An 11,878-nucleotide genomic window follows, 5' to 3' on the forward strand; every position below is an offset into this window, starting at 1 on the left:
CCTAAAATTTAATGAAATTCCAGGTTTATAAACCCAATATTTAACTTAATTCTGGATTCAGAAATTACATGTTCCTCCTGTACTGACCACCTACTTCATATAATGCGTGTGTGATTTGCCCCAGGGAACAATGTTTCACGGATTCCATCAACTCAGCGAACAGGTTACCGTTGCTCACCGCTACCTGTTGCAGCTGTTTCAGTGCTGCTTCACTCTTATGTGCATGCCGGTTGTGAAAGGCCTCCAGTGTATGTATCTGGAACTCTTTCTCCTCTGTGGTAGAACGGATCACTTCTGCGGGGATAATAGTGGGGGAACCATTCTTGTTCAGGAAAGTGTTCACACCTATTATCGGGAATTCGCCGGTATGCTTCAACGACTCATAGTACAGGCTTTCCTCCTGTATTTTGTTACGCTGGTACATCCTTTCCATAGCGCCCAGTACACCACCACGTTCTGTAATACGGTTGAATTCCGTCAGCACGGCTTCCTCTACGAGGTCTGTAAGCTCTTCGATAAAGAAGGAGCCCTGTACGGGGTTCTCATTTTTGGCGGTTCCCAGCTCGCGGTTGATAATCAGCTGTATAGCCATGGCTCTTCTCACACTCTCTTCGGTAGGCGTGGTGATAGCCTCATCGTAAGCATTTGTGTGCAATGAGTTGCAGTTATCATAGATGGCATACAATGCCTGCAGCGTAGTACGGATGTCGTTGAAGTCTATCTCTTGTGCATGAAGGCTGCGACCCGATGTCTGGATATGATACTTCAGCTTCTGTGAGCGATCATTACCCTTGTACTTGTACTTGATAGCCTTGGCCCAGATGCGGCGTGCAACACGGCCTATTACCGCGTATTCGGGGTCCATACCGTTACTGAAGAAGAAAGACAGGTTAGGTGCAAAATCATCGATATGCATGCCCCTGCTCAGATAGTACTCAACATAAGTAAACCCATTCGCCAGGGTAAAAGCCAACTGGGAAATAGGATTGGCGCCTGCTTCCGCAATATGGTAACCGGAGATGCTCACGGAATAGAAATTGCGAACCTTCTGCGTAATGAAATACTCCTGTACATCTCCCATCAGCTTCAGGGCGAATTCTGTGGAGAAGATACAGGTATTCTGTGCCTGATCTTCTTTGAGGATGTCAGCCTGCACAGTACCTCGCACTGTACTCAGGGCATGTGCACGGATCTTCTCATATACTTCCTTGGGCAGTACTTCTTCGCCGGAGATACCCAGCAACTGGAGCCCTAAGCCATCGTTACCCTGTGGAAGATCACCGTTGTAATGTGGGAGGGGATGATCTTTGAACTTCTCTTTTATGAGTGCGGTTACCTGCTCAGTAAGCCCATTTTCGCGAATGTATTTTTCGCATTGCTGGTCGATGGCAGCATTCATAAAAAAGGCCAGCAGTATGGGCGCGGGGCCGTTAATAGTCATAGACACAGAAGTCTTCGGATCACAGAGATCAAAGCCACTGTACAGTTTCTTGGCATCGTCCACCGTAGCAATGCTTACACCGGAGTTACCTATTTTTCCATATATATCCGGACGTACCGCAGGGTCTTCACCATAAAGCGTTACACTGTCAAATGCAGTAGAGAGGCGTTTCGCAGGCTGGTCCAGTGATACATAGTGAAAGCGTTTATTGGTTCTTTCCGGTCCGCCTTCGCCGGCAAACATGCGGGTAGGATCTTCTCCCTCACGCTTCAGCGGAAACACACCGGCTGCGTAAGGGAACTCCCCAGGCAGGTTCTCTGTGAGCTGCCAGCGGAGAATATCTCCCCAGTCTTTATACTTGGGCAGGCTCACCTTGGGAATGCGGCTGTGACTAAGGCTTTCAGTCACCAGCGGCAGTTTGATCACTTTATCACGTACCTGGAACTCGTAGGTATCTGCTGCATACTTCTGCACGATAGCCGGCCACTCATCGATCAGTTTTTTACATTCCGGATGCAGTTCTTTTTCCAGGTGCGACTTAATATCTGCAAGCGCTCCAGCCTGTGCCGGCTGTAACGATATAACGCCATTTACCTGGTATAACTGTGTGGCAAGTTTACATTGTTCATCCACCCATTTTTCATAATCGCCGATAGCTTCTGTTATCTCGGAGAGATAACGTACACGCGCTGGGGGAATGATCTGGGATTTGGTAGTAGTGGATTTAAGACTTTCATGTACAACTGGTCCGAAAGATACACCCGTCTTCTCTTCCACCTTCTCCATTACTCTTTCAAACAAAAGGTTGATACCCGCATCATTGAACTGGGATGCAATGGAACCTACCACCGGCAGCTCTTCATCTTTGGCTGTCCAGAGGCTGTGGTTACGTTTATATTGCTTGCGCACATCGTGGAGTGCATCGAGTGCGCCGGCCTTATCAAATTTATTGATAGCGATAACATCTGCGTAATCCAGCATGTTAATCTTTTCAAGCTGGGATGCTGCGCCGTACTCGGGCGTCATTACGTAGAGTGCAACATCACAGTAATCGGTGATAGCAGTATCGCTCTGGCCAATACCAGAAGTTTCCAGGATGATAAAATCAAATGCTGCCAGCTTACAAATATCTATGGCTTCCTGTATATGTTCGCTGATCGCCTTGTCACTTTCACGGGTAGCAAGGGAGCGCATATACGCACGTGGGTGGTGAATAGAGTTCATACGGATACGGTCACCCAGCAATGCGCCGCCAGTCTTCTTCTTGGACGGGTCTACTGAAATAACGGCTACCGTTTTATCAGTAGTATGACGCAGGAAACGTCTTACCAGTTCATCTGTAACGCTGCTTTTCCCCGCACCGCCAGTACCCGTGATACCCAATACAGGGAAGGTTACTTTTTCTGCAGTGGAGGTAATGTGTGTCTCCCCTTCATGAACTGTAACTGCCTTTCTTGCTTTCTGTCCTGCCAGCAGTGCCACGGGCTGGTCGTTCTCAGCCAGACTGATTGCCCTTGCAATGATCTTCGGATTCTTATCTTTCTTCAGTTGCGGTATATCTTCCACGGAGCCGCCCTGTGTAAGCGGCTTTACGGCGATGTCGCACTGGCTGATCAGATCTTCAATCATTCCTTCCAGCCCCATCTGGCGGCCATCGTCCGGAGAGTATAACCGGGCAATACCATAGGCGTGCAGTTCCTCGATCTCTGCGGGAAGAATGGTACCTCCGCCGCCACCGAATATCTTAATATGACCACATCCTTTTTCCTGAAGAAGATCATACATGTATTTGAAAAACTCCACGTGCCCTCCCTGGTAGGATGTTACTGCAATTCCCTGTGCGTCTTCTTGTATGGCACAGTCTACAATCTCGGCAGCAGAACGGTTATGCCCCAGATGAATAACCTCTGCGCCTTTTGACTGCATAATGCGCCGCATGATATTAATGGCTGCATCATGGCCGTCGAACAAAGCTGCTGCTGTTACAATGCGAACCTTATGTTGTGGTATGTATGACATATGTATTCCGTTTAGCACCTTAAAGCACGCAGAGAAGCAAAGAGCAGTGGCGCAGAGTATTTGGTTTGTGAAACAAAAGCCGGATTGCAGCTGCAATCTTAAAAAACTTTGCGCCTCTGCCCCCCTCTGCTTCTCTGCGTGCACCAAGGCGATATGCAAGTTACGGAAAATGCGCTTGAAATGCTTGTCAATAAAGGGTTCTACAAGATTTAGAATTGATTGAACGAGTTTCCGCAACCGTTGCAAAATTTTTAACCGATCCGTAAAATGGTTAGTTTTTCCCTAAAACAACTTTCCCCTGTACATGATGTACAAGGGAAAGCGTAGTGAGGCACCAGCAAAAGTGCCTGGCAGCCTTTGTTTCATAACGTGGAACTATAAAATACAACTATCAATATGTTTCAAATGATTTTTGTGGCATATGCTGAAAAGACGATAAGTTTAGTTTACATCTACGGCTTCAATAAGGACTTACAGCGTCAGGATTCTGGTTTATCTCTGTTTACTAAATTCTGATTTCTTAAGATGTGTATCTTTTACACAATCTTAATTAAATTTTTGTTAAAAAAAAACTTTTTTTTCATCCCCCGGAAGGCGGCACAGGCGGGAAAATACGGGACACGGCAATATGAACCCTTTGTTGGGAAAGGATTTCAAGGCTAAAAGGAATAAGGTGACAGGATAAGTCTGGTATCAGGGGGAGATCAAAATCCAATACCCAGGTAACGCTTCTTGCGTTGATCGTATTTATCGAAATTGAATTTATACAGCTTGGCCGGGCGGTGGGGCACATCTTCTTCTTCTTCATTCAGGTCCATCAGCAGGTCCATGGAAAGGAATTTCTTACGGAAGTTGCGACGGTCCAGCTCCACATCCAGAATAGCTTCATAGAGGTTCTGCAATTCGCGCAGCGAAAACTTCTTCGGCAAAAGATTGAATCCAATCGGCTGCACCATTACCTGCTGTTTCAGACGCTCATGACAGGTATCAAGGATCTGCTTATGATCAAATGCCATCTGATGGAGGTCCTTCACATTGTGCCAGTGCAGCTCATTGTTGTGCATCTTCAGCTCCACATGCTCAATGTTTACCAGCGAGTAATAAGCTACCGTGATAACACGCCCCGCAGGATGGCGGTTGATAGCGCCGAAGGTCTGTACCTGTTCCATATACACATTATCCACGCCGGTACGTGCCTTGAGCACACGATAAGCCGCTTCATCCAACTCTTCGTCGGGGCGTACAATATCACCCAGTAATGACCATTTTCCTTTGTATTCCTTGAGATCTGACTCGATCAGTAATACCTTCAGCTCGTTGTTGTTAAAACCGAATATTACGCAGTCTACAGAGATTGCGACCTTGAAATAATCCTTTATCTCAACGAGATGGGTATTGATGTTTTTGGTGTACATAGACATCATATAGAAACGTGGAATTACAGTAAAAAACTCTTATTAGTATTAAAAATACTGAGGTAAAATCTTCTTGCCAAATCAAAGAAAAAAATGCCAGATTTAGCAAAAAAGCGGCTATTTTTTTAGACAGATAAGCCCTAACCTGAAAGATAAGTTTAAATTTACGTTTCAGTATCACACATTATGTATACAAAGGATATAGAATTAACGCTGGCCCAGCTGGCCAAAGACCTGCTGAAGCACTTGCAGCACCAGCAACTGTTGCATTCCATTGAAGAAACCCTGGAAGCGCTGAAACGCGTTATTATTTACAACGACTGGCGTTACTATGTACAAAGTGAGCCTGTAATCAGCGATTATGAATATGACCAGTTGTTTGCCTGGCTTAAAAAGCTGGAACAGGAACACCCTGATCTCATCAGTCCAGACTCTCCTACCCAACGTGTTGCCAAAGGCTTAACCAAGGAGTTTGTAACCGTACAACACCTGGTACCTATGCTGAGCCTCGAGAACTCATACAATGCCGATGACCTGATTGATTGGGACCGCAAAGCCCGTGAAGGCGCAGGTCTTCCGGAAATAGAATATTGCATTGAACCCAAGTTCGACGGCGCCAGCATCTCCCTGATATATGAAGACGATCGCCTCGCCCGCGGCGCTACCCGTGGCGACGGTATTGCAGGGGAAGATATTACCACCAACATCCGGCAGATACGTTCCATCCCGCTGTCAGCCAGCTTTTCAAAATACGGCATCAGCCAGATAGAAATACGCGGTGAAGTGCTCATCAATAAAAACACCTTCAAGGCCTTCAACGACAAACGTATCGCTGAGAACCTGCCACCACTGGCAAATCCACGCAATGCCGCCTCCGGATCACTACGAATGGTGGACCCTAATGAAGTTGCAAAACGCGGACTGGAGGCTTTTCTTTATCACATGAGCTATCATGTGATGACGCCTGGTAAAACAGAACCGGATGCTATCAAGACTCACAGCGCTACCTTGGACCTCTTATCTACGCTCGGTTTCCGCAGCCCGACAAAAGAAAAGAAAGTGGTAAAAGGTATCCAGGCGGTAATCGATTACTGCCTCTGGTTTGAATCCGAACGTGATAACCTGCCTTACGAAATAGATGGCATGGTAATCAAAGTCAATGACTACACCCTACAGGACAAACTGGGAATGACCACCCACCATCCCCGTTGGGCTATTGCCTACAAATTCAAGGCACGCCAGGCCACCAGTAAGTTGCGTAGCGTGGAGTTCCAGGTAGGACGTACCGGCTCCATCACACCGGTTGCAAAAATAGATCCGGTACACATTGGCGGCGTTACAGTTTCCTCTATATCATTGTTCAATGAAGATGTGATCCGGGAAAAAGATCTCAAACTGGGCGATACCGTTCTTGTAGAGCGCGCAGGAGACGTAATCCCCTACATCGTAAAATCCGTTGACGATCTGCGCGACGGCAGTGAAAAAGAAATTGTATTTCCCACCAACTGCCCTGTATGCGGCGACAAACTTGTAAAGCCTGAAGGCGAGAGTGTGCTGAGATGTACCAACATCAACTGCGAAGCCCAGGTAGTGGAGCGTATGATCCACTTCGTAAGCAAAGATGCCATGGATATCAAGAGCTTCGGTGAAAGTAACGTCCGTAAATTCTATGCACAGGGATTGATGAAAGACATTCCCGGCATCTATGAGCTGAACTTCGATAAGATTGCCGAAATGGAAGGCTTCGGAAAGAAGTCTCTCAGTAACCTGCAGAATGCCATAGAACAATCCAAGTCACAACCACTACACAGGCTTATCTTCGGACTAGGCATCAGATACGTAGGAGAAACCACCGCCAAAACACTGGCCAACGCCGTGAACAACATCATGGATCTCCGCAGCTGGACAGAAGAACAGATCCTTGCACTGGAAGACATAGGCCCTAAAGTAGCAGGCTCCATCCGTGCTTTCTTTGCCAACGAAGATAATATCCACATGCTCGATAAGCTGGCTGCGTTGGGGGTGAATATGGAGAATGCCCACGCGGCGCTCACAACATCTGGTAACCTCAACGGACAAACGTTTTTATTCACCGGTACCCTTACCAAGCTGAAACGCAGCGAAGCAGAGGAAATGGTAGAACAGCAGGGCGGCAAGATACTCAGTGGTGTCAGCAGCAAACTCAATTTCCTGGTAGTGGGAGAAGATGCCGGCAGCAAGCTGGAGAAAGCCAAGAAGATCAATACCATTAAAGTACTGACAGAAGACGAATTCCTGGAAATGATCAATAAATAGTAGCCTGATTAATGATAGACGATACTCACTTTATGCAGCAGGCGCTGAAAGAAGCGCGCAAGGCTTTTGAAGACGGCGAAGTGCCAATCGGCGCTGTAGTAGTACTGAACAGCCAGGTGATAGGCCGCGGGCATAACCAGGTGGAACGCCTCAATGATTGTACTGCTCATGCTGAAATGATTGCACTTACAGCCGCTTTCAACACACTGGGAAGTAAATACCTCATGGAGGCCACCCTATACGTAACGGTAGAGCCCTGTCTGATGTGCGCAGGGGCATTGTACTGGAGCAAGATAGGAAAAATCGTATATGCGGCACCAGATGACAAGAACAGCTATCGCCGCTCCACCGGCGATAAATCGCCATTTCATCCGAAAACCAAACTGGTGGAGGGCCCTTGCCGCGAAGAAAGCTTACAACTAATGAAAACTTTCTTCGAACAGAGAAGACAGTAGGATTTTTTGATTTCTTTATTTAGGTATTTAGGAATTTAAAATGCAGCGGAGATCAATTAACGCTATTAACAAAGCATGATTTCCGCTGCATTTTAAATTCCTAAATACCTAAATAAAGAAATCAAAAAATGTTATTTGCGGTCCATAAGTTTGTTCATGCCCATCATCTGCTGCATGGTATGTTCCATACCCTCCGAAGAACCATCCAGGAAGATGACATTGCCTTTGCTGTTTTCAGCAAAGTGTTTGATGGCTTCCGTCCACATAGAGAAAAGGATGACGGAGGTATCGAGGTTGGCTTGTTGCATTTCTTTGGCAGCCATAGTCATACCTTTAGCTACTTCTTCCCTGAAAAGCGCAACACCCATACCGCGGAGTTGTGCGGCCTGGCGCTCGGCTTCGGCAGCAATCTTGATAGCGTTACCATCTGCTTCCGCTGCTTTGGTTTTTGTGATCAGCAACGCCTGCCCTTCATTCTCAGCAGCAGCTTTGAGGTTGTTGGAAGCCACTACCTGGGCCATTGATTTCATGATCACTTCGTCAAAAGTAATGTCATTCATCTGCAGATCCTGAAGATGATAGCCCCATTCTTCCAGGGTTTTATCGATCTGCTCCTTTACGTGTTCTGTAATGTCGCGGCGAAGTCCAAGTACTTCAGCCTGCTTTTTGGTAGCCACAAATCCACGGATAGAGCCTTCGATAGTACGTACCAGCGCCTGCATGAAGCTGCGTTCATCCATAAATTTAAAGGCTACATTCTTCAATGTTTCTTCATCCTGGTTCCATACGGAATAGAGAAGCATAGCCTTGAAATATACATTGGCCTGGTCAATGGTGATAGCCTGGAATTCAAGCTCCACAGACCTGTTCTGAATAGATACCCGTTTAAAGATCTTTTCAACCAGCGGCATTTTGAAATTAAGGCCAGGAAACAATATGCGGTTATACTTTCCGAAAATGGTGGTTACACCTACAGTTCCTTGCTGTATCGTAACAAAACTGGACATAACAATCAGGAAAGCCAGTACCAGCAAAACAATCCAGATTACATTCATAGTTGCATTTTTATTTAAGGTAAGGGGTTTGTGCACTTAAATATAAGCAAATAAACACAACAGCGAATAGTTATGCAGGCAGTACAGCGTGAGAAGCGGGTTATTGCTGAGGGGGCAATTGTTTGAATACAAACAATGGATGAAAGCTGAGTTTAAAAACACAACGAATGAATATTAAAATAGCTTTGTTAAATCCTTTGTTTTCTTCTGAAATAAATAAATACATCATCAAGCTCTATCTGTTTCAGCTGATAGGCAAGTCTCGTGCGTAAATCCTCTGTTTCGTCCTTTATTCTTCTATATTGATCTTTTAGGTCCTCATAACGCGCCACTATCTCTTCGGCGGTAGCAGTTTGTTCCAGTTGTAATATATAAAATGCTCTTTCCTCGGTTATCATAGTGATAGGGGTGTTTCAGCCAATAATCATAAACAACATGTTTAAGAATGTTCTCAATAACAGGACACTAAATTAGGCGAGATTCAAAAACGAGCAAATACCCAAGCTTGGGTATTTTTAAAAAAATTTAGCAAAATTTAGCATTTACGCTGATCTTATTCGGCACTTTGTTAAATTTTGATTATCAGTAATATATGATTTATATCATAGGATCTTCGTCAGGCTGCGAAAAGCGGATCAGCGTGACTTTAAATAATACATTTATTGCAAAAACCAATATTTTTTTACCACTACTGGAAACCCAGTTTCTGGGCAATGGCAACCAGCTCTGATGTATTGCGTACTTTAAGTTTCAACCGGATGTTCTTGCGATGTGTTTCAATAGTATAACGGCTAAGGTTCAACGAATTTGCGATCTCTTTGTTATTAAGTCCCTGAACGGCAAGACCAAGTATGTCCTTTTCTCTGGCAGTGAGCTTATTCAGAAGATTCTCATTCTGGCGGCGCAATAGCTCTGCCAGTGCTGTCGACAGCTGGGCATTGGTATCAATAGCATTGGTAAGATCAAGGAAAGCACAGGCAATCTCCAGCACCTGACCAGCCTTATCGTAACTGAAAGGTACTTCCAGCCCCAGTAACCAGCGGTATTCCGTTTCTCCCTTTTTGCGGATGCGTGCCAGGCCGCCAAATGTCTGCTTATGATTGATGAATGATTGCTGGGCTACCACTGCCAGTTTGAAATCATCGGGGTGCATGATATGCTTGAAGAAATCCATCCCCATTCCTTTCATTTCTGCGGTAGAATAGCCTATTATCTCCGCAAGGCGGGAATTACACCATGTAATGGATTTATTGTTATTATTATAACAGTAAAGCATAGCTGGTACGCTGTCCAGCAGATTTTCCAGCCATTGGTTGCGATTTTTTAACTGCTCATTTTCCTCCTGCAAGGCCGTGAGAGAAAAGTTTTGCCCTAAGTCCGAGCCTGTCTGCATACTATACATTTTAAACAAACAATAGGTAAAACAACTGTCAGGCACATACGAAAAACATGTCTGATGTTACGTCCTTTTAAACCGAGTCTATGTAAATATAAAATAAAATTCAATATGAACAAGCCCAACCATTCAGTGGTTGGACTATTAAATTATTATTTTATGCTGCATCAGGTTCTTTTCTGCCGAACATGCAATGAAATGCCAAAAGTCTGAACATCTTAAAGAATTTAATAGCAAATTTTTAATGGAATGGCAGTAAATTTGGCGACTGTCTGGAAAATCACATTTTCAAACTTATAAAAAACTGAATTTTATGGCATTTACACTCCCCAGCTTGCCTTACGCAACTGATGCGTTAGAACCACACATTGATAAACTGACAATGGAGATTCACCACGGCAAGCATCATCAGGCATATGTTGATAACCTCAACAAAGCCATTGCCGGTACCGAAAACGAAAATAAGTCACTGGAAGAGCTGGTTGCCAATGCCGGCAAAATAAGCCCTGCTGTGAGAAACAACGGAGGTGGCCACTGGAATCACAGCTTCTTCTGGACCAGTCTCGCACCTAATGCAGGTGGTCAGCCTTCAGGCAAACTCGCTGAAGCTATCAACAGTGCATTCGGTTCCTTTGATGCCTTCGTAGAAAAATTCAACGCTGCCGGCGCTACACGTTTCGGTTCCGGTTGGGCATGGCTGATTAAGAAAGACGGTAAACTGGAAATCACCTCCACTCCTAACCAGGACAACCCGCTGATGGATGTTGCTGAAGTAAAAGGCACCCCACTTCTCGGTGTTGACGTATGGGAACACGCTTACTACCTGAAATATCAGAACCGCCGTCCTGAATACCTGAAGGCATTCTGGAATGCAGTTGACTGGAAAGCAGTAGAGCAGAGATTTGAAAAATAGTCTGCCTTTAGTCTGACGAATAAAAACAGTACGGGACGCAATATGCGTCCCGTACTGTTTTTATTATATCCAGGCTGCTGTTATTACTTCAGCTCCTTGATCTTTACATTCTTAAACCAGATCTCGCTGCCGTGATCTTGCAAAGCAATGTGGCCCTTCTTCGACATACCGTAACCTTTGGCATCTTTCCATTTACCTTCTGCTTTGTGTTTCTTCCACTCTTCAGAACCGAGTTCATACTCAGCGGTTTTCTGTCCGTTCAGCCAATGCTCCACATGACTTTTATTCACAATGATCTTTGTGGTATTCCATTGGCCAATAGGATTAGAAGCAGCTACCAGCGGCGGATTCATCGCATAGTTAGCTCCCGTCTTTTGCCAGTCTTCCAGCTTCTCCGGAAAATTGTTATCGTCAATGATCTGGTATTCAGGACCACTCAGATAAGGCGCATCAAATTCTTCGGTAACCATGTACAGGATACCACTGTTGCCCTGTGGCGTCAGCTTCCAGTCAGCAATCAGCTCAAAGTTCTCAAACTCCTTGTTAGTGATCAGATCACCACGTTTATCGCTCTTGTCTTTCTCACTGCCGATGCAATGCAGCACACCGCTCTCTGCTCTCCAGGTAGCAATGGATTTATTTTTAAATCCTCTCCAGCCATCGAGGTTGGTACCATTGAACAGCAATTCCCAGCCAGCAGCTTTGTCGGCCTCGCTCAGGGAAGTGATAGCGGCAGTATCAACTGCTGCCTGTGAGATTTGTGCAGGAGCCGTTATAGCTGAATCCACAACAGCCGTAGAACCTTTGGTTTCCTTTGTGGCGCCACCGCCGCAGGACATCGCTGTAATCGCAATCACAGACAATGCCGGTGCAAATAGTTTTTTCATCT

Annotated in this window: 9 protein-coding genes; 3 read left to right on the forward strand and 6 right to left on the reverse strand. The window is 45.5% G+C overall.

Annotated features, from left to right (window positions below; translation table 11 throughout):
- Positions 1 to 64: 64 nt before the first annotated feature.
- Positions 65 to 3,460: a methylmalonyl-CoA mutase family protein gene (locus VM802_RS09445; RefSeq protein WP_325529656.1), complete on the reverse strand. Its 3,396-nt coding sequence runs from the start codon at positions 3,458 to 3,460 to the stop codon at positions 65 to 67.
- A 704-nt stretch (positions 3,461 to 4,164) separates the two neighbouring features.
- Positions 4,165 to 4,875: an NUDIX hydrolase gene (locus tag VM802_RS09450; RefSeq protein WP_325529658.1), complete on the reverse strand. Its 711-nt coding sequence runs from the start codon at positions 4,873 to 4,875 to the stop codon at positions 4,165 to 4,167.
- 186 nt (positions 4,876 to 5,061) lie between these two features.
- On the opposite strand from VM802_RS09450, the gene ligA reads away from it, so the two are divergent.
- Complete coding sequence (ligA, locus tag VM802_RS09455) at positions 5,062 to 7,170, forward strand: NAD-dependent DNA ligase LigA (protein WP_325529660.1); 2,109 nt, start codon at positions 5,062 to 5,064, stop codon at positions 7,168 to 7,170.
- An 11-nt stretch (positions 7,171 to 7,181) separates the two neighbouring features.
- Entirely contained in the window at positions 7,182 to 7,625 is a 444-nt protein-coding gene (locus VM802_RS09460) for a nucleoside deaminase (RefSeq protein WP_325529662.1), read from the forward strand.
- A 131-nt stretch (positions 7,626 to 7,756) separates the two neighbouring features.
- On the opposite strand, the gene VM802_RS09465 is transcribed toward VM802_RS09460, so the two are convergent.
- The 3 genes from VM802_RS09465 to VM802_RS09475 all read right to left on the reverse strand — a co-directional run bounded on the left by VM802_RS09465 (position 7,757) and on the right by VM802_RS09475 (position 10,073).
- Positions 7,757 to 8,680 (reverse strand): SPFH domain-containing protein, encoded by a 924-nt coding sequence (locus VM802_RS09465; protein WP_325529664.1) that lies wholly within the window; start codon positions 8,678 to 8,680, stop codon positions 7,757 to 7,759.
- Positions 8,681 to 8,868: 188 nt separating this feature from the next.
- Positions 8,869 to 9,078 carry a hypothetical protein gene (locus VM802_RS09470; protein ID WP_325529666.1) on the reverse strand — a complete coding sequence of 70 codons (210 nt, stop codon included), beginning with the start codon at positions 9,076 to 9,078 and terminating at the stop codon, positions 8,869 to 8,871.
- Between the two features lie 290 nt (positions 9,079 to 9,368).
- Positions 9,369 to 10,073 carry a LuxR C-terminal-related transcriptional regulator gene (locus VM802_RS09475; RefSeq protein WP_325529668.1) on the reverse strand — a complete coding sequence of 235 codons (705 nt, stop codon included), beginning with the start codon at positions 10,071 to 10,073 and terminating at the stop codon, positions 9,369 to 9,371.
- A gap of 316 nt (positions 10,074 to 10,389) precedes the next feature.
- Here VM802_RS09475 and VM802_RS09480 point away from each other — a divergent pair, with 316 nt between their 5' ends.
- Positions 10,390 to 10,989, forward strand: a complete 600-nt coding sequence (locus VM802_RS09480) for a superoxide dismutase (protein WP_325529670.1) — start codon at positions 10,390 to 10,392, stop codon at positions 10,987 to 10,989.
- A gap of 83 nt (positions 10,990 to 11,072) precedes the next feature.
- On the opposite strand, the gene VM802_RS09485 is transcribed toward VM802_RS09480, so the two are convergent.
- Entirely contained in the window at positions 11,073 to 11,876 is an 804-nt protein-coding gene (locus VM802_RS09485) for a 3-keto-disaccharide hydrolase (RefSeq protein WP_325529672.1), read from the reverse strand.
- Positions 11,877 to 11,878: the final 2 nt, after the last annotated feature.

Source organism: Chitinophaga sp., from assembly GCF_035538455.1.
Classification (GTDB): domain Bacteria; phylum Bacteroidota; class Bacteroidia; order Chitinophagales; family Chitinophagaceae; genus Chitinophaga.